The organism is Phycicoccus jejuensis (genome assembly GCF_000720925.1).
Taxonomy (GTDB): Bacteria; Actinomycetota; Actinomycetes; order Actinomycetales; family Dermatophilaceae; genus Phycicoccus; species Phycicoccus jejuensis.
This window is the reverse complement of sequence record NZ_JOEE01000002.1, coordinates 184,538-201,388: the sequence shown is the minus strand read 5'-3', so window position 1 is coordinate 201,388 and position 16,851 is coordinate 184,538. Positions and strand designations below refer to the sequence as shown.

The 16,851-nt window shown below is 74.5% G+C and carries 15 protein-coding genes and 1 pseudogene; 8 read left to right on the top strand and 8 right to left on the bottom strand.

The annotated features are described in order from the left end of the window. The first annotated feature begins 3 nt into the window (after positions 1–3). Entirely contained in the window at positions 4–1,452 is a 1,449-nt protein-coding gene (locus IG69_RS0104875; protein ID WP_030527050.1) for a Rossmann-fold NAD(P)-binding domain-containing protein, read from the top strand. A gap of 124 nt (positions 1,453–1,576) precedes the next feature. Here the strand turns inward: IG69_RS0104875 and IG69_RS0104870 are convergent, their stop codons facing one another. From IG69_RS0104870 to IG69_RS22900, 3 genes and pseudogenes are all read right to left on the bottom strand, one after another. Then, positions 1,577–2,734: an RNA polymerase sigma factor gene (locus tag IG69_RS0104870; RefSeq protein ID WP_030527049.1), complete on the bottom strand. Its 1,158-nt coding sequence runs from the start codon at positions 2,732–2,734 to the stop codon at positions 1,577–1,579. Continuing rightward, positions 2,731–3,138 carry a YciI family protein gene (locus IG69_RS0104865; protein ID WP_030527048.1) on the bottom strand — a complete coding sequence of 136 codons (408 nt, stop codon included), beginning with the start codon at positions 3,136–3,138 and terminating at the stop codon, positions 2,731–2,733. Before IG69_RS0104865 ends, IG69_RS0104870 begins: the two co-directional genes overlap by 4 nt. A gap of 102 nt (positions 3,139–3,240) precedes the next feature. Next, a pseudogene (locus tag IG69_RS22900) lies at positions 3,241–3,896 on the bottom strand (sulfotransferase family protein). A gap of 97 nt (positions 3,897–3,993) precedes the next feature. On the opposite strand from IG69_RS22900, the gene IG69_RS0104850 reads away from it, so the two are divergent. Together IG69_RS0104850 and IG69_RS0104845 are read left to right on the top strand one after the other, a co-directional pair. Further along, positions 3,994–5,196 carry an acyl-CoA dehydrogenase family protein gene (locus IG69_RS0104850; protein ID WP_030527045.1) on the top strand — a complete coding sequence of 401 codons (1,203 nt, stop codon included), beginning with the start codon at positions 3,994–3,996 and terminating at the stop codon, positions 5,194–5,196. Positions 5,197–5,493: 297 nt separating this feature from the next. Then, positions 5,494–6,705: an MFS transporter gene (locus tag IG69_RS0104845; RefSeq protein WP_051750232.1), complete on the top strand. Its 1,212-nt coding sequence runs from the start codon at positions 5,494–5,496 to the stop codon at positions 6,703–6,705. Here the strand turns inward: IG69_RS0104845 and IG69_RS0104840 are convergent. The 4 genes from IG69_RS0104840 to IG69_RS0104825 all read right to left on the bottom strand — a co-directional run bounded on the left by IG69_RS0104840 (position 6,686) and on the right by IG69_RS0104825 (position 10,470). Further along, complete coding sequence (locus IG69_RS0104840) at positions 6,686–8,530, bottom strand: MDR family MFS transporter (RefSeq protein ID WP_084696588.1); 1,845 nt, start codon at positions 8,528–8,530, stop codon at positions 6,686–6,688. The two genes, IG69_RS0104845 and IG69_RS0104840, sit on opposite strands and share 20 nt — an antisense overlap. After that, on the bottom strand, positions 8,527–9,003 hold the full coding sequence (locus IG69_RS0104835; RefSeq protein ID WP_036829078.1) for a MarR family winged helix-turn-helix transcriptional regulator: 477 nt from the start codon (positions 9,001–9,003) through the stop codon (positions 8,527–8,529). Before IG69_RS0104835 ends, IG69_RS0104840 begins: the two co-directional genes overlap by 4 nt. Positions 9,004–9,145: 142 nt before the next feature. Next, positions 9,146–9,622: an SRPBCC family protein gene (locus IG69_RS0104830; protein ID WP_030527041.1), complete on the bottom strand. Its 477-nt coding sequence runs from the start codon at positions 9,620–9,622 to the stop codon at positions 9,146–9,148. Next, complete coding sequence (locus IG69_RS0104825; protein WP_030527040.1) at positions 9,622–10,470, bottom strand: maleylpyruvate isomerase family mycothiol-dependent enzyme; 849 nt, start codon at positions 10,468–10,470, stop codon at positions 9,622–9,624. Before IG69_RS0104825 ends, IG69_RS0104830 begins: the two co-directional genes overlap by 1 nt. Before the next feature lie 28 nt (positions 10,471–10,498). On the opposite strand from IG69_RS0104825, the gene IG69_RS0104820 reads away from it, so the two are divergent. Then, positions 10,499–12,523: a bifunctional copper resistance protein CopD/cytochrome c oxidase assembly protein gene (locus IG69_RS0104820; RefSeq protein WP_245616082.1), complete on the top strand. Its 2,025-nt coding sequence runs from the start codon at positions 10,499–10,501 to the stop codon at positions 12,521–12,523. 83 nt (positions 12,524–12,606) lie between these two features. Next, the gene (locus tag IG69_RS0104815) at positions 12,607–13,413 is read left to right on the top strand and encodes a nitrilase-related carbon-nitrogen hydrolase (protein ID WP_030527038.1); all 807 of its coding nucleotides are present in this window, start codon (positions 12,607–12,609) and stop codon (positions 13,411–13,413) included. Between the two features lie 179 nt (positions 13,414–13,592). Here IG69_RS0104815 and IG69_RS0104810 read toward each other — a convergent pair whose 3' ends face one another. Then, positions 13,593–14,513: a hypothetical protein gene (locus IG69_RS0104810; RefSeq protein WP_030527037.1), complete on the bottom strand. Its 921-nt coding sequence runs from the start codon at positions 14,511–14,513 to the stop codon at positions 13,593–13,595. 230 nt (positions 14,514–14,743) lie between these two features. On the opposite strand from IG69_RS0104810, the gene IG69_RS0104805 reads away from it, so the two are divergent. The 3 genes from IG69_RS0104805 to IG69_RS0104795 all read left to right on the top strand — a co-directional run bounded on the left by IG69_RS0104805 (position 14,744) and on the right by IG69_RS0104795 (position 16,750). Continuing rightward, on the top strand, positions 14,744–16,123 hold the full coding sequence (locus IG69_RS0104805; RefSeq protein WP_030527036.1) for an FAD-binding oxidoreductase: 1,380 nt from the start codon (positions 14,744–14,746) through the stop codon (positions 16,121–16,123). An 87-nt stretch (positions 16,124–16,210) separates the two neighbouring features. Next, positions 16,211–16,390 carry a hypothetical protein gene (locus IG69_RS0104800; protein ID WP_030527035.1) on the top strand — a complete coding sequence of 60 codons (180 nt, stop codon included), beginning with the start codon at positions 16,211–16,213 and terminating at the stop codon, positions 16,388–16,390. A gap of 105 nt (positions 16,391–16,495) precedes the next feature. Continuing rightward, positions 16,496–16,750: a DUF6458 family protein gene (locus IG69_RS0104795; RefSeq protein WP_030527034.1), complete on the top strand. Its 255-nt coding sequence runs from the start codon at positions 16,496–16,498 to the stop codon at positions 16,748–16,750. Positions 16,751–16,851 lie beyond the last annotated feature (101 nt).

The following is a 16,851-nucleotide window of genomic DNA, read 5'->3' as shown; positions in this document are numbered from 1 at the left end:
CCCGTGGCGACGGGGGAGCACGGGGTCGTCTTCCCGACGGCCGGTGACCGACGCTCGACGTCGGCCACCGGCCGCGGGGTCGTCGCGGACGCCCTGCGCCCGGTCGACCCCGTCGGCGCCGGCGCGGCCGAGCGCGAGACCAACTGGCGCAGTGGGTATCCCACCCACTTCCGCCGTCTCGTCGAGGCCGGCCTCCCCAGCTACTCGGACGCCCGGTCGGTCGCGGAGGCGGGGCTCGCGTCGGTCCACCAGCGGATGCGCTGGAGCCCCGACGGCGCCGAGGAGCAGCCTCTGTCGGCGGCCGTGGCCGGTGGCACCGCGCCCGGGGTCGAGACGCTGGCCGGCGGCGGCCGCGCCGACACCGCGCTCACCATCCCCTACCGCGGGCGCCGGCTCGCCGGGGACGACCTGCGCCGCCAGCTCGACGCGTGGGTGGACGCCGACGTCGTCGAGCCGAGCCTGCGCGACGCCGTCACGGCCGTCCTCGAGAACCCCGAGTGGCTGCGGCTCGACGGGCGCACGGTCGTCGTCCTCGGGGCCGCGGCCGAGATGGGCCCGCTGCGCTCGCTCCTGCGCTGGGGTGCCACCGTCGCCGCGCTCGACCTGCCGCGCCCCGAGCTGTGGACCCGCTTGCTCGACGACACCCGCGGGCTCGCCGGGGCCCTCGTCGTGCCGGCGCGCCCGGGTGACGGGGACCTCGCCCACCGCGCCGGCGTCGACCTGCTGCACGACCTGCCGGACGCGACCGCGTGGGTCGGCGGCCTCGAGGGCCGGCTGGTCCTCGGCAACTACGTCTATGCCGACGGCGCGACCAACGTCCGGGTCAGCACCGCCGTCGACGCGCTGACGCAGGCCGTGCTGGCTCATCGCTCCGACACCGCGCTGTCCTTCCTCGCGACGCCGACCGACGTCTTCGCGGTGCCCGGCGAGGCGGTCGACGCGTCCGTCGAGGCGTACGCGACCCGGCGCACCTCGAAGGTCCTGCGGGTGCCGCTGCGCACGCTGTCGGGTGGGCGCCTGCTGCGGCGCAGCTACGTCCCGGGCACGGAGCCCGGCATCAACGACTCCGTGGTGCTCCAGCAGGGGCCGAACTACCTGCTGGCCAAGCGGATCCAGCGCTGGCGCGCGACCGCGGCCCGCGCCGCCGGCACGACGGTGTCGTTCAAGGTCGCGCCGCCGACCCGCACGCGCTCGGTCGTCAAGAACCGGGCGCTGGCGGCGGCGTACTCGGGGGCACACCGGTTCGGGGTCGAGGTCTTCGAGCCCGGCACCGCGAACACCCTGATGGCGGCGTTGCTCGTCCACGACCTCGCCCAGGGCTCGCCGGCGCACGACCACCCGTGGCAGGACGAGGCGTACGCCGCGGCCCACGGCGGCCTGTGGCGGACGGCCTACGACCCGCGCAGCGCGCTCGGGCTCGCGGCCCTGCTCGGCGCAGCCTCCGCCCGCTGACCCACCCGTCCGCCCCTCCTTCTCCCCGAACGTGTGTGAAATCGCCGGTGGACCCCGGCGATTTCACACCCGTTCGCGATGAGGGAGGCGCTGGGAGGGGAGCCGGGAGCCCGGGAGCCGCGGGTCAGGGGTCGCGGCGGTGGGGTGCGAGGCGGGCGGCCTGCCGGGTCAGGTGGTCGCGCTCGTCGGTGCGCGTCGCGGCGGCCGCGGCCTCCGCGGAGAGGCGCGCCGCGTCCGCGAGGTCGCCGGCGCGCTCGTGGAGGTGGGCGGCGACGGCGGCGTACCGCGGCAGCGAGGGGTCGAGCTCGCGCAGGGCCCGGAGGCCGGCGGCCCCGCCGTCCGCCTCACCGACCGCGACCGCCCGGTTGAGCCGGTGGACGGGGCTGCCGGTCAGCGCGACGAGCTCGTCGTACCACTCGACGACCTGCGCCCAGTCGGTCTCCTCGGCCCGCAGCGCGTCGGCGTGCAGCGCCGCGACCGCCGCCTGCGCCTGGTACTCCCCGAGCCGGTCACGCGCCAGCGCGTCCTGGAGCAGGTCGATGCCCTCCGCCGCCAGCCGCCGGTCCCAGCGCGAGCGGTCCTGCTCGGGCAGCGGCACGAGCCGGCCCTCGGCATCCCGTCGCGCCGCCCGCCGGGAGTGGTGGAGCAGGAAGAGCGCGAGCAGCCCGCGCACCTCGGGCTCGTCCGTCAGCGCCGCGAGCCGCCGCACCAGCCGGATGGCCTCCGCGGCGAGGTCGACCTCGCCGGCGTAACCCTCGCTGAAGACGAGGTAGAGCACCCGGAGCACGGTCGCGAGGTCGCCGGGGACCCCCAGCGGCACGTCGGCCACGGTGCGCTTGGCCCGGCTGATGCGCTGCGCCATCGTCGCCTCGGGCACGAGGTGGGCCTCGGCGATCTGCCGGGTCGTGAGCCCGCCGAGCGCCCGCAGCGTCAGGGCCGTCGCGGCAGACGGTGACAGCGACGGGTGGGCGCAGAGGAAGTACAGCCACAGGGTGTCGTCGGACGCCGCCGCACGGCCGGGCGGGGGCTTGTGGTGGAGCCGCTCCTCCCGGGCCCGGCGCGCGGCGTCCGAGCGGACCAGGTCGACGTGCCGCCGCCACGCGACCGTGACGAGCCACGCCCGGGGGTCGCGCGGCGGCTGCTCGCCCCACTGCTCGTGCGCGGCGAGCAACGCCTCCTGCACGGCGTCCTCGGCCGACGCGAAGTCCGCGCCGCGCCGGACGAGGACGCCGATGACCTGCGGCGCCAGCTCGCGCACGAGCGTGGGGTCGAGCGCGCTCACTCGACGGCGTTGGGCCGGTCGTCGAGGAACGGCCGCAGCTCGAGCCACTCGCCGATCGGGACGCCGCCCGCGCCCGGCGCCGACGACAGGACGGACGCGACCTCGAGGGCGCGCTCCTCGGACTCGACGTCGATGACCATCCATCCGGCGATGAGGTCCTTGGTCTCGGCGAACGGCCCGTCGACGACCGGTGGCCGGCCCTCGCCGTCGAACCGGACCCACGTGCCGCCCGGCGAGAGCGCCTGCGCGTCGACGAACTCGCCGCTCTCGCGCAGCTCGTCGGCGAGGTCGTCCATGAAGCGCACGTGCGCGTCGACCTCCTCGGGCGTCCACCGGTCCATCGGCACGTCGTGCACCGCGGTCTTCGGGCCGCGGTAGTGCTTGAGCATCAGGTACTTCGCCATCGGTCTCTCCTCGGTGTGGTGCGGCCCATTCTGGCCGCGCTCACCCCTGGGTCGGAGCCGCCGACGGGTTCTCGACATCGCCGCCGGACCGGTGGCGCGGGCTCAGGCGTCCGGCGGGGTCGGGGGAGCGCTGCGGGCGAGGAACTCCTCGCGGGTGTTGACCTTGGGGAAGGGGGCGTCGGGCGCGGCGACCCCGAGGGCGTCGGCCAGGGGCTGCCAGCCGTCGCCGGGCTGCCACTCGACGAGGCGGTCGGCCGGGACCTCCTCGCGCACCTGGCGACCCCAGTCCTCGTAGAAGCGCATGGCCGTGGCCGCGTCGTCGAGCGCCTCGGGGCTGCCGAGCATCCGCTGCCCGAGGACGGCCATGACCTCGGTCATGTCGCGCCGCTCGTCGGCCGGGACCTCGGCGAGCCACGGCGGCAGGGCGTCGTCGGGCAGGTCGCCGGCCGACCCCAGGTCCCGCCACCGCCGGATGTTCGGCAGCACCGTCGCATCCATCGACGCCCACCAGGTCTCGGGGTCCGTCCGCCGGGTGAGAGCACCGGGGCGTCGGGGAAGGCCTCGGCGGCCTCGCGCCAGGCCAGGCAGAACGGGGTGTCCACACCGGCCCCGTACCCGGCGAGGAAGGCCGGCCAGTCCACGTCCTCCCCCCGGAAGGCCGCGGCCCAGGTGCGGGAGTCCCGGGGCCGTTGGAACCACTCGGTCATGTGGTAGCACGGTGCACCGGTCAGCTCGCGCAGCGCGTGGCTGAGCGACATCGTCCCGGTGCGGGGCAGGGCGGCGCCGACGATGCGCACGGGCGACCTCCGAGGATCGGTCATGGGATCCCCGAACGCTAGCCTGCATGATGGGCCCATGAGCTCGTCGACGATGCCGAAGCGCCCCTCCGACCCCCTCGACGTCATCGACGTCGACTCGATGCTCACCGACGAGGAGAAGGCGATCCGGGCCACGGTCCGGCAGGTCTGCGACGACCTCGTCGACCCGCACGTCATGGGCTGGTACGAGGCCGGCGACCTCCCCGTCGCGCGCGAGCTGGCCCGCGAGTTCGGCAAGGTCGGCCTCCTCGGGATGCACCTCGAGGGCTACGGCTGTGCCGGGATGTCCTCGGTCGACTACGGCCTGGCCTGCCTCGAGCTCGAGGCGAGCGACTCCGGCATCCGCTCGCTGGTCTCGGTGCAGGGCAGCCTCGCGATGTACGCCATCCACGCGTTCGGCTCCGAGGAGCACAAGCAGGAGTGGCTGCCGCGGATGGCCGCCGGCGAGGCGATCGGCTGCTTCGGCCTCACCGAGCCCGACCACGGCTCGGACCCCGCCTCGATGCGCACGCGCGCCCGCCGTGACGGCGACGACTGGGTGCTCGACGGCTCGAAGATGTGGATCACCAACGGCACGCTCGCCGACGTCGCGGTCGTCTGGGCCAACGCGGGCGAGGAGCACGGCGGCATCCGGGGCTTCGTCGTCCCGACGGACACGCCGGGGTTCGAGGCGCACGTCATCAAGAACAAGATGTCGCTGCGGGCGTCCGTGACCGCCGAGCTGACCTTCAGCGGGCTGCGCCTGCCGGCCGATGCCGTCCTGCCCGAGGTGCGCGGCCTCAAGGGGCCGCTGTCGTGCCTGTCCGAGGCCCGCTACGGCATCGTCTGGGGGTGCCTCGGCGCCGCGCGCTCGGCCCTGGACTCCGCCCGCCGCTACTCGATGGAGCGCACGCAGTTCGACCGGCCGATCGCCGGCTTCCAGCTGACCCAGGCCAAGCTCGCGCACATGTCCACCGAGCTCCAGCTCGGCCGGCTGCTCGCCCTCCACCTCGGCCGGCGCAAGGACGCGGTCGGGCTGCGGCCGGAGCAGGTCTCGGTCGGCAAGTACAACAACGTGACCAAGGCGATCGAGATCTGCCGCACCGCGCGGACCATCCTCGGCGGCAACGGCATCAGCGGCGAGTACCCGGTGATGCGCCACGCCAACAACCTCGAGTCGGTGCTGACCTACGAGGGCACCGTCGAGATGCACACGCTCGTCATCGGTCAGGCGCTGACCGGCGAGGCCGCCTTCCGCTGACCCCACCGGTGCGCGCTACACCGCAGTACGTGCTGCTGTGGCGACACGTACTGCGGTGTAGCCGGGACCCGGGACGGGGCGCGGTGAGGCGCGGCGGCGTCGGGACGAGGTGGTGGCGGCCGTCGTGGCGTCGGACGTGGGGTGATCACCCCCGTTCCTGCGCCGTCGAGCGCGCCACGACGCACGCCGGAACCGGTTTGTCGCCTCTCGCCTCCCGGGAGCACACTGGAGGCGACCTGTTCCAGAACGCTCGACCCGGCCGGGTGCCCCGGCGGTCGCCCGACCGACGAGGCCCCTGTGCTCGCCCCCTACCGCCCCCTGTTCGCCGTCCCCGGTGCCCTGCCCTTCATCGCCGGGACCGCCCTCTCCCGCACCGGCGGCGCGATGTTCGGCGTCGCCGTCATCGTCATGGTCAGCGAGCGGCAGGGCTCCTACGGCCTCGCCGGGGCGGTCAGCGCCGTCGGGCTCGCGGTGCTCGCGGTCGCCGGCCCGGTGCTCGGGCGGCTCATCGACCAGTACGGCCAGCGCCGGGTCGCCCGGCCCTTCATGGTGCTCTCGGCGGTCGCCGGCCTGGGCACCGCGCTCGCGTCCGGGTTCGGTGCGCCGGTCTGGACCCTCTTCGTCCTCTACGGCGTCAGCGCGTTCCTGCCCGAGCCCGGCCCGATGTCGCGCGCCCGGTGGGCGCACATCTTCCGCGACGACCCGGACCGCCTCCACACCGCGATGTCCTTCGAGCAGGTCGCCGACGAGGCGTCGTTCGTCATCGGTCCGGTCATCGCGGTGCTGGTCTCGACGCTGTGGTTCCCCGAGGCCGGGCTCGTCCTCGCCGAGGTCCTCTTCACCGTCGGCGTCCTCACCTTCCTCGCCGCCCGGGCGACCGAGCCGCCGGTCGTGGCCCGCGCCGACCGGCCGAGCGGGCTCGCGATCCGCCGGCCCGGCCTGCTCGTCGTCGCGACCGCGCTCGTCATGACCGGCGTGATCTTCGGCGCCAACGAGGTCGTCGCGGTGGCCTTCGCCGAGGCCGACGGCAACGCCAGCCTCTCGAGCCTCGTGCTCGGCGGCTTCGCGGTCGGCTCGACGCTCTCGGGGCTGTGGTTCGGCGCCCGGACCTTCCGCTCGACGCTGACGAAGCGCCTGCTCGTCGCCGCCGCGGCGATGCTCGTCCTCGAGGTCCCGGCGCTCCTCGTGGCGAACACGTGGCAGCTGACCGCCGTCATGGTCGTCGCGGGCTCGGCGACCGCGCCGATGCTCATCACGAGCCTGTCGCTGGCGCAGCGTCTCGTCCCGGCCGCCCTCGTCACCGAGGGGATGGCCGTCGCGGTCACCGGCATCCTCATCGGCATCTCGGCGGGGTCGGCGGTCGGCGGCTGGGCCGTCGAGGCCCTCGGGCCGCAGCGCGCCTACGCCGTCCCCGTGCTCGCCGGGGCGCTGGCCCTGGCGATCGTCGCGGTCCGCCGTCGGCACCTCGAGGGTGCCGAGGCGGCCCGCGTCAGCTCGCCGGTGCCGTGACCGCCGCGTCGTCGGAGCGTGCCGCTCCGGTGCGCGGCCCCTCCCCGGTCGACCCGCCCCCGGCGTTCGCGCGCTCGGTGTAGGCGGAGCCCTTGCGCAGCTCGACCTGCGGGAGGAACGCCAGCACGACGACGGCGAGCACCATGACGATCGAGCCGACGAGGAACACCACGTCCATCGCCTCCGAGAAGCCCATGAGGAACGGCTTGGCCAGTGCGGGGTCGAGCCCGTTGAGGAACGAGCTGTCCTGGAGGACACCGCTGGAGGCGGCGGCCGACCCGCCGGCCTGGCTCTGCTGGAGCTGCTGCGCGAAGGCCGCGTTGGCCGGGTCGCGCAGGGCGCTCTGGAACTCGGCGGTGGGGGCCACGGTGCGGAACGCGGACGAGATCCGGTCCGGCACGAGCGAGAACAGCACCGTGAGGAAGACCGCGGTCCCGATGGTGCCGCCGATCTGCCGGGTGAAGGTGGCGGTCGAGGTCGCGACGCCGATCTGCTGCGGCGGGACGGCGTTCTGCACGGCGAGGGTCAGCGGCTGGAAGTTGAAGCCCAGGCCCAGGCCGAAGAAGACCATGATGACCATCGTCTGCCACAGCGGGGTGTCGAACGCGGTGTAGTGCAGCGCGAACAGCGAGCCGGTCAGCAGCACGGCGCCGGTGACGGGGAAGAGCCGGTACTGCCCCGTGCGGCTGATGATCTGGCCCGACGAGATCGACCCGGCCATGATGCCGAGGGTCAGCGGCAGGAGCAGCAGGCCGGCCTCGGTGGGCGAGGCGCCCTTGACGATCTGCAGGTAGAGGGGCAGGGCGGCCAGCCCGCCGAACATCCCCATGCCGATGATGATCGAGGCGGCCGAGGACACCCCGACGGTGCGGTTGCGGAAGATCTTCAGCGGCAGGATCGCCTCGTCGTCCATCCGGCTCTCCTGGAGGAGGAACAGCACGGCCGCGACACCACCGACGACGTAGGCGGCGATCGAGCGACCCGAGCCCCAGCCCCACTCGCGGCCCTGCTCGGCGACGAGCAGCAGCGGCACGAGCGAGACGGACAGGAGCGCGGCGCCGAGCCAGTCGATGCGGTGGTCGAGGCGCTGGTGGCGCAGGTGCAGCGTCTTGGTGACGAGCGCGAGGGCGACGATGCCGATCGGCACGTTGACGAGGAAGACCCAGCGCCACCCGGTGACACCGAAGATGGCGTCGGTACCGGCGAAGAAGCCACCGATGACCGGGCCCAGCACCGAGGAGGTGCCGAAGACCGCGAGGAAGTAGCCCTGGTACTTGGCGCGCTCGCGGGCCGGGACGATGTCGCCGACGATCGCCAGGGCGAGCGAGAACAGGCCGCCGGCGCCGAGGCCCTGGACGGCGCGGAAGAACGCCAGGCCGGTCATCGAGGTCGACAGGGTGCACAGGACCGAGCCCACGACGAAGATCGAGATGGCCGTGACGAACAGCTTCTTGCGGCCGTAGATGTCACCGAGCTTGCCGTACAGCGGCGTGACGATCGTCGACGTGATGAGGTACGCCGTCGTCGCCCACGCCTGGTGGTCCAGCCCCTTGAGGTCGTCGGCGATCGTGCGGATGGCGGTGGCGACGATGGTCTGGTCGAGGGCGGCCAGGAACATCCCGGCCATGAGGGCGATGAGGATGGTGACGATCTGGCGGTGCGAGAGGGCGCCGTCGCCGGTGGGGGCGGCGGGGCCGCCGCCGGTCGCGGTGCGGGTGGCTCCGGCGGCGTGGGCGCCGCCGCTGCCGGCGACGTGGCGGCCGGGACCGCCGGCGCTCGAGTGGCTCGTCGGCTGGTCGGGGTCCGCGTGGCGGGGTGAGCTCATCGGGTGCTCCTGGCGGTCGGGTCGGTGAAGGAGGCCTCGAGGTCCGCGGCGAGGCGGGCCAGGTGGCGGGTGAGGGTGCGGACGTCGTCCTCGCTCCAGTCGGCGAGCAGTCCCTGGAGCCAGCGGTCGCGGCCCTCGCGGATGGCGACGAGGAGAGCGGTGCCCTCGTCGGTCACGGCGAGGACGTGGGCGCGCCCGTCGTCGGGGTCGGGCTCGCGGACGACGAGGCCGTGCTCGACGAGGGTGCTCACCTGGCGGCTGACCGTCGAGACGTCGGAGTGGACGGCCTCGGCGAGCTCGGAGACGCGCAGGGGGGTGCGGACGAGGTTGAACAGCAGCGGGTAGGCCATCGGGTCGACCTGCTCGTGCATGCGGGGGGCACGGGCCCGCGCGACGTGCATGAGCTTGAGCACGCGGACGAGCTCGTCGCCGAGGACGGCCGTCGGCGTCGACGACGCGGCGCTGAAGGACATCGGACCTCCTCGGGGGTGGGGGCGGACGCGGACGTCCGGGCGGGCAGTTGTTTGCAGCATACAACTACATCGCCGGACGACGGCACGGATCGGGACCGACCTTCGACAGCCGCGCGGCGGACGACCGCCGCGCCGGCGCGCCTCAGAGCGAGCGGGCGCCGAGGTGGTTCAGCAGGTTCTGCGAGAACCGCTGGCCCATGAGCGTCACGACGCCCTTCATCGCGGTGTTGACCGCCGGCCTGGTGAGGGCGGGGAACGGCAGGTCCACCGAGATCGTCATCGACGTCTCGAGATGCGTTCCGCCAGAGCGCGGTTGCAGCGCGTACCAGCCCTCCACTCCGGCCGACTCCTCGGCGAGCGCGGCGTCCGGGTCGTGCGCGAACTCGATGCGGTGAGGCTGGTCGAACGTCATCCGCTCGGTGAACGAGAACGAGAAGCTCTTCCCGAGCACCGGCACGCGGGTCATCTCCCACACCCAGTGCTCGCCGTGCTCGGTGACGCGCTGGAGGAACGGGGTGAGCCGGGCGATCTCGTCGGGGTCGGTCAGCGTCGCCCAGACGGCGTCGGGCTCGGCACTGACCGTCGCCGCGGACCGGGTCGACGTCGAGAAGCGCGCCATCAGGGCGTGATGGCCAGGGCCGCGAGGACGGACCGGGCGACGGCCTCGTCGCCGTGCACGGTGACCGGCAGCTCGTCGGGGGAGCGCCGGCCGCCGGCCAGCCGCATCGCCACCCGCGTCGACATCGACAGCGAGGTGGTCACGACGTCGGGGTGGTCGGCGTCCTCGCCGGTGAAGAGGGGGATGCCGACGGCGCGGTCGCCGTCCTGCTCGACCCGGACACCGGCGCGGCCGACCGTGGGGCCGGTGAGGTCGAGGACGACCGCCTGGCCGGCGCCGACCCGCGCGTCGCGCGCGACGACCCGGGGCAGCACGGCGAAGAGGCGGCTGACGCTCAGCGCGGCCGCGGGGGTGTCGAGGCCGCCGGGACGGTCGAGGGCCTCGCGCAGGTCCTGCTCGTGCATCCAGACGTCGAAGGTGCGGATGCCGACGAGGTCGGCGAGCGTCGTGCGGCCGAACGGCCCGCGGACCTCCTCCTCGCCGGTGACGCCCTCGGACCGGTAGACCGCGAGGCGCTCCTCGAGCCGCCAGTCGAGCTCGTCGACGAGGTCCTCCGGCGAGCGGCCGCGGCGGGCCTCGACGAACTTCTCGTGCCGCGTGCCGAAGTCGTGACGCAGGTAGTCGTAGCCGCTGACGTCGACGTCCGGGTCGGGGTCGCCGGCCACCATCGACTCGCCGCCGAGGACGTGGGCGAGCTGGTCGGCCACCGTCCAGCCGGGGCAGTCGGTGGGGCGCTCGGCGTCGCCGGGGCGCAGCGCGCGGCCGAGGTCGGTCACGCAGCGGACGGTGTGCGCCCACGCGTCGACGACCTCGGCGAAGCCGGTCGGGGCAGGTGGGTGCAGGGACATGTCGACCACAGTACCTACGCTGGGGGGTGTGACCTCCCTGCCGAGCAGCCGCCCCGCGGCCCGTGACGCGACGGGCGACGGCACCGACACCGCCCGCTGGCTGCGGCCGCTGCTGCTGACGCTCGCGGCCGGCCTCGTGGCCCTCGTGCCCGCCGCGCTGCTGACCGGCGCCGCCGACCCGCTCGCGCTCGCCGACCCCGGTCCGGCCGTCCGCTGGGGCGTCCCGGTCGTCGCGACCGTCGGCAACATCGCCTCGTCCACGACCCTCGGCCTGCTGCTGCTCGCCGTCTTCCTCGCGCCCGAGCGCGCCCGCACCGACCGCCGCGGCACGGCCCGGCGGCTGGCCGGCGCCACCGGTGTCCTGTGGGCCGTCGCCGCGCTGCTCGAGGTCGTCCTCACCTTCGCGGACCTGTCCGGGACGCCGCTCACCTCGCCGGACCTCCTGCCCCAGCTGCTGTCGTTCGCCTGGGCGCTCGAGACCACCCGCGTCCTCGTCATCGCCGCCGGGGTGGCGGTCGTCGTCGCCGCCACGGTCGGCCTGGCCCGCAGCCGCGCCGCGACGGCGTGGCTCGCCGCGCTGACGCTCGTCGCGATCGTCGTCCACGCCCTCAACGGCCACTCGGCCGGCTCGGCGAGCCACGAGGACGCCGTCAACGGCCTCGCCGTGCACCTGCTCGGGGTGAGCGTCTGGGTCGGGGGGCTCCTCGCGCTGGTCATGATGCGGCGCGCCCTGGGCCGCGACCTCGGGGCCACGGTCGGGCGCTTCTCGGTGCTCGCGACGTGGGCCATCGTCGCCGTCGGTCTCTCGGGGCTCGTCCAGGCGTGGATCCGCATCGGCTCGCTCGACGGCCTGACCACGACGTACGGCATCGTCCTGCTCGGCAAGGTCGTCGCCATCGCGGTGCTCGCCGTGCTCGGGGCGCAGCAGCGCCGCACCCTCGCGGCCCGCCTGAGCGCGGACCCGTCCGACGGCCGGGCCTTCGCGCGCCTCGCCGTCACCGAGCTCGCGGTGATGGGCGTCGCCGTCGGGCTCGCCTCCGTGCTCGCGCGCAGCATCCCGCCGGTCCCGGACGCCCTGCCCGACCCCGGCATCGTCCTCGAGCTGACCGGCTACCCCGACCCCGGGCCGTTCGGGGGCGCCGACTGGCTCCTCGCGTGGCGGATGGACTGGCTCTTCGTCGCCGTCGCGGTGCTCGCGGTCGGCCTCTACGTCGCGGGCTTCGTCCGGCTGCGGCGGCGCGGCGACGCGTGGCCGGTGCTGCGGGTCGTCACGTGGACCCTGGGCTGGGCGCTCTTCGTCTGGGCGACGTGCGGGGCGCCGGGCATCTGGGGCAGGGTGCTGTTCAGCGCCCACATGGTGATGCACATGGTCATCGCGATGATCGTGCCGCTGCTCCTCGTGCCGGCGGCCCCGGTGACCCTGGCCCTGCGGACGCTGGCCGCCCGGCGCGACAAGACGTGGGGAACGCGTGAGCTGCTGCTCCAGGTCGTGCACTCCCGGGCGATGCGGGTGCTGGCCAATCCGGTCGTCGCCGCGGCCGTGTTCTTCTTCAGCCTCGCGGCGTTCTACTACACGGGCCTGTTCGAGCTGGCGCTGACGACCCACACGGGCCACCTGCTGATGATGGCCCACTTCCTCCTGACCGGGTACCTGTTCGTCTGGGTGATGATCGGCATCGACCCCGGCGTGCCGCGCTGGTCGCCGCTCATGCTGCTCGTCATCCTCTTCGCGACCGTGTCCTTCCACGCGTTCTTCGGGGTCGCGCTGACCGGCAGCTCGACGCTGCTCGCGCCGGACTTCTTCACGGCCATCAACCTGCCGTGGGGCCCCGACCCGCTCGCCGACCAGCACACCGCCGGCGAGATCGCGTGGGGCATCGGCGAGGCGCCGACGCTGACGCTGGCCGTCATCGTCGCCGTCCAGTGGTTCCGCAGCGAGATGCGCGAGACCGCCCGCCTGGACCGCAAGGCCGACCGCGACGGCGACGCCGACCTCACCGCCTACAACGCGCGCCTCGCCCGGCTGCGCGAGGAGGCCGACCAGCTCGACTGACCTCCGGCGTCGAGCAGGTGGGCGTGCAGCAACCGACGAAGGTGTCGGTTCCTGCACACCGGCGGGTGCGCGAGGATGGGGCGATGCGCATCGCCCTCCTCCAGCTGGCCTACGGCGACGACGAGCCCGCGGGCGCCCGCATCGACCGGGCGGCGGAGCTGGTCGCGCAGCAGCGCGGCCACGACCTCGTGGTGCTGCCCGAGCTGTGGGCGCCGACCGGCTTCGACTACACCCGCTGGGACGACGAGGCCGAGCCGCTGGACGGCCGGTTCGCCGCGGCGATGGCGGAGGCCGCCCGCGCGGTCGGCACCACGCTGCACGCCGGCTCCTTCGTCGAGCGGCTGCCCGAGCCGGGGCCCGACGGCAACACGCTGTCCAACACCTCGCTCCTCTTCTCGGGGGACGGCGAGCGCCTCGCCGTCTACCGCAAGATCCATCGCTTCGGGTTCGGCGCCGGCGAGCCGAAGCTCATGGAGGCCGGCGAGGACGTCGTCGTCCTCGACCTGCCGGACGGCGCCGGCGGCACGGTGCGCACCGGCGTGACCACCTGCTACGACCTGCGCTTCCCCGAGCTCTACCGCCGCCAGCAGGAGGCGGGGGCATCCCTCCTGCTCGTCCCGGCCGCATGGCCGCTGGCCCGCGTCGCGCACTGGACGCTGCTCGGGCGTGCGCGGGCGGTCGAGAACCAGTGCGTCCTCGCGCAGGTCAACACCGGTGGCACGCACGCCCGGACGCCGATGGGCGGCCACAGCCAAGTCGTCGCGGCGAACGGCGAGGTCCTCGGCGAGCTCGCGCACACCGACGAGGCCGTGCTCTCGGTCGACGTCGACCTCGCCGCGACGACGGCCTACCGCGAGGCGTTCCCCGTCCTCGCCGACCGCCGCCTCTGATCCGCCCCCCTCCCCTCCCCTCCCCTCCCGTCCCGGAGTCGAGTGCGGAAGTGGTTGCCGGGGCTGCCACTTCCGCACTCGACTCCAGGCGGGCGGGCGACCCCGTGGAGTCGAGGGCGCTCGCGGTCGCTGGAGCGACCACTTCCGCACTCGACTCCGGACGGTGGGGCGGCGCAGGGTCAGCCGGCCGCGGCGTCGGGGGCGCGCGGCACCCCGAGAGCGACCAGGTCGCCGGCGACGACCCACGGCTCCCGGCGCAGCTCGTCGGTCGTGGCGCGGATGACGATGCGGTCCGGCCGCGTGAGCCCCCGCTGGCGCCGGACGTCCTCGGTGTACTGGCCCACCTCGAGATGGAAGGCCCCGTCGACCTCGAGGACGAGCGTGCGGCCGTCGGGCAGGTCCCACTCGCAGTCGGTGTACCGGCGTCGCCCCGACCGGTCGGTGCGCGCGCGCTGGCGGGCCGGCAGGGCGAGGCCGTAGGCCCGGCACATCCGGACGACGTCGACCTCCCCGAGCGACTCGGACCCGCCCTCGATGTCGCGCAGCAGGGCACGGAAGTCGGCCGCCCGGCGCAGCGGGCGCAACGCATCGACCCACGTGAGCAAGGAGGTCGCGTTCGTCAGGCGCTGCTGCACGACGGCGGCCAGCAACCCGGCCGCCGAACGAGGGTTGCGCTCGTGGGCCGCCCAGAGGAGGGCCGCCGGCTCGACGCGGCAGCACGGCAGGGCGCCGGGGCCCCGCAGCCGCTCGAGGGGCCGTCGCGTACGGAACGGCCGGATGCCGTCGACGTGCTGGAACGAGTCCGGGTTGGCGACGATGACGGTGACCTCGTCCCGCGTCCAGCCCGTGAGGCCGTGGACCGCCAGCGCGGTGAGGCCGCCCAGCATCGCGTCCGGTCCGCAGTGCAGGACGGCGACCCAGCGCTCCTGCTCGGGTGACAGCGGTCCGGTCGTCGTCGTGAGCACGGACTCGGTCCGACGTCGCCAGCGCTCGGACGCCAGCTTGTGCCGGATGACCCCGCGGCTGACGCCGAGCTCCGCGAGCTGGCGCCAGGAGAGCACGCCGGCCTGCTGGTCGGCGAGCGCGCGCCACGAGTCCATCCGCCGACTCTGCCGCGATCTGCCGGGAGGGCCGTGAGGTTCTCCACAGCCCCGGGGTCGAGTGCGGAAGTGGTCGCTGGGACAGCCACGTGCGCCCTCGAGGCCGGGGAACGCGGCGGGCCGGTGCAGTCGAGGGCGCCGGCGGTCGCCGGGGCAGCCACTTGCGCACTCGACTCCGGGAGGGAGGTGCGGGGGCGCGGGGAGGGCGACGCCGTGCGAAGGTAAGGGGCATGGACGCCGCCGTCACCGCAGCCGCCGTCGCCGAGCTCGCGCAGGCCCTCCCGCCGGGGGTCGTCACCACCGACCCCGCCGCGCTCGAGAAGTACCGCCACGACTGGACGCACGACGCCAGCGCCGGCACGCCGCTGGCCGCCGTCCGTGTCGAGGACGCCGCGCAGGTGCAGCAGACCCTGCGCTGGGCGACCGAGCACCGCATCGGCGTCGTCCCCCGCGGAGCCGGCACGAGCCTGTCCGGCGGCTCGATGGGCGTCGACGGCACCATCGTCCTCAGCCTCGAGCGGATGCGCGCCGTCGAGATCGACACCGCCGCGCGCGTCGCGGTGGTCGAGCCCGGTGCGCTCAACGTCGAGGTCAAGAACGCCGCTGTCGCAGAGGGCCTCTGGTACCCGCCGGACCCCAGCTCGTTCGAGATCTGCTCGATCGGCGGCAACATCGCGACCAACGCGGGCGGCCTCTGCTGCGTCAAGTACGGCGTGACGACCGACTACGTCCTCGGTCTCGACGTCGTCCTCGCCGACGGCACCCTCGTGACGCTCGGTGGCAAGCGGGTCAAGGACGTCGCCGGCCTCTCGTTGCTCAAGCTCTTCGTCGGCTCCGAGGGCACGCTCGGCATCGTCACCCGGGCGATTCTTCGGCTCGTGCCCGCGCAGGCGCCGCGCTCCACCGTCGTCGCGCTCTTCCCGACCGTCGCCGACGCCGCCGCGGCCGTCATCGAGCTCGGCCGCACCGTCCGCGCCTCGATGGTCGAGCTGATGGACCGCGCCTCGATCAACGCCGTCGAGGACTACCAGCCGATGGGGCTCGACCGCGACGCCGGCGCCCTGTTGCTCATCCAGTCGGATGCCCCGGGCGCCTCGCGCGCCGAGGAGGTCGCGGCCATCGTCGCGGCCTGCGAGGTCACCGGCGCCAAGGAGGTCGTCGCGACCGACGACCCCGACGAGGCCGAGATGTTCGTCCAGGCCCGGCGCGTGCACTTCACCGCGCTCGAGCCGCGCGGCGCCGTCCTGCCCGAGGACGTCGGCGTGCCGGTGCCGCAGCTGCCGGCGCTGCTCGCCGAGATCGAGGCCATCGGCCAGCGCCACGGGGTCGAGATCCCGGTCGTCGCGCACGCCGGCGACGGCAACACGCACCCGGCGATCGTCTACGACGCGACGGACGCCGACTCCGAGCGGCGGGCGCGCCTCGCCTTCGGCGACATCATGGACGCCGCCATCGGCCTCGGCGGCACGATCACCGGCGAGCACGGCGTCGGCCGGCTCAAGAAGGGCTCGCTCGAGGCGCAGCTCGGTCCCGAGGTCATGGACCTCAACCGCCGCGTCAAGGCCGCGCTCGACCCGCAGGGCATCCTCAACCCCGGCTCCTTCGTCTGACCGGATGCCTCGACAGCCGCGCCACGCCGTGCGACCCTGACGGCACGGCAGCCCGGAGGCACCGGACGCCGGAAGTGGAGTGGCGCCATGTGGTGGATCATCGGACTCCTGGCCCTGGTCGTCGTGCTCGGGGTGGTCCTCGAGCGCCGGCGCCGCGGCACGGGCACCCGTTCGGAGTTCACCGGCGACGCGCCCTACGGCGCCGAGGCGGCAGCCTCCCGGATGACCCACAACGGCCCGGGCCTGGGTGGTGGCGGCGGCCAGTAGGCCGCTGCCCGGCATCGACGAAGTCTGCACAAACCTTCGACGGCGCAGGTCGGAACAGGTACGGTCGGGATGACCGCCCGCCGACCCCCTGACCCAGGAGACCCCATGTACATCGGACTCGGCATCTTCCTCCTCGTCCTCGGCGCCATCCTCACGTTCGCCGTCGGCGACCAGAGCGTGGCCGGCCTGGACCTCGAGATGATCGGCTACATCCTCATGGCGGGCGGCGTCCTCGCCATCCTCCTGTCCTTCGTCATGCAGGCCGGCAGCCGCCGCGGCCGCGTGACGACGACCCGCGAGAGCCACGTCGACCCCAACACCGGCACCCGCGTCGACCGCACGGAGATCGACCCGCGCTGACGCCGGTGCCGCCCGGCCACGCCGGCACCCAGCACGCCCGACGGGCCCGCCCCTCCTGGAGGAGGGACGGGCCCGTCGTCACGTGGGTCCGGGCGCGGCGC

Bases quoted from the DNA above. Each gene is read 5' to 3' on its own strand.
- IG69_RS0104815 (WP_030527038.1), top strand. From the start codon at position 12,607: ATGCGCATCGCCCTCCTCCAGCTGGCCTACGGCGACGACGAGCCCGCG.
- IG69_RS0104840 (WP_084696588.1), bottom strand. From the start codon at position 8,530: ATGAGCTCACCCCGCCACGCGGACCCCGACCAGCCGACGAGCCACTCG.
- IG69_RS0104805 (WP_030527036.1), top strand. From the start codon at position 14,744: ATGGACGCCGCCGTCACCGCAGCCGCCGTCGCCGAGCTCGCGCAGGCC.
- IG69_RS0104865 (WP_030527048.1), bottom strand. From the start codon at position 3,138: ATGGCGAAGTACCTGATGCTCAAGCACTACCGCGGCCCGAAGACCGCG.
- IG69_RS0104830 (WP_030527041.1), bottom strand. From the start codon at position 9,622: ATGGCGCGCTTCTCGACGTCGACCCGGTCCGCGGCGACGGTCAGTGCC.
- IG69_RS0104835 (WP_036829078.1), bottom strand. From the start codon at position 9,003: ATGTCCTTCAGCGCCGCGTCGTCGACGCCGACGGCCGTCCTCGGCGAC.
- IG69_RS0104825 (WP_030527040.1), bottom strand. From the start codon at position 10,470: ATGTCCCTGCACCCACCTGCCCCGACCGGCTTCGCCGAGGTCGTCGAC.
- IG69_RS0104810 (WP_030527037.1), bottom strand. From the start codon at position 14,513: ATGGACTCGTGGCGCGCGCTCGCCGACCAGCAGGCCGGCGTGCTCTCC.
- IG69_RS0104850 (WP_030527045.1), top strand. From the start codon at position 3,994: ATGAGCTCGTCGACGATGCCGAAGCGCCCCTCCGACCCCCTCGACGTC.
- IG69_RS0104800 (WP_030527035.1), top strand. From the start codon at position 16,211: ATGTGGTGGATCATCGGACTCCTGGCCCTGGTCGTCGTGCTCGGGGTG.
- IG69_RS0104795 (WP_030527034.1), top strand. From the start codon at position 16,496: ATGTACATCGGACTCGGCATCTTCCTCCTCGTCCTCGGCGCCATCCTC.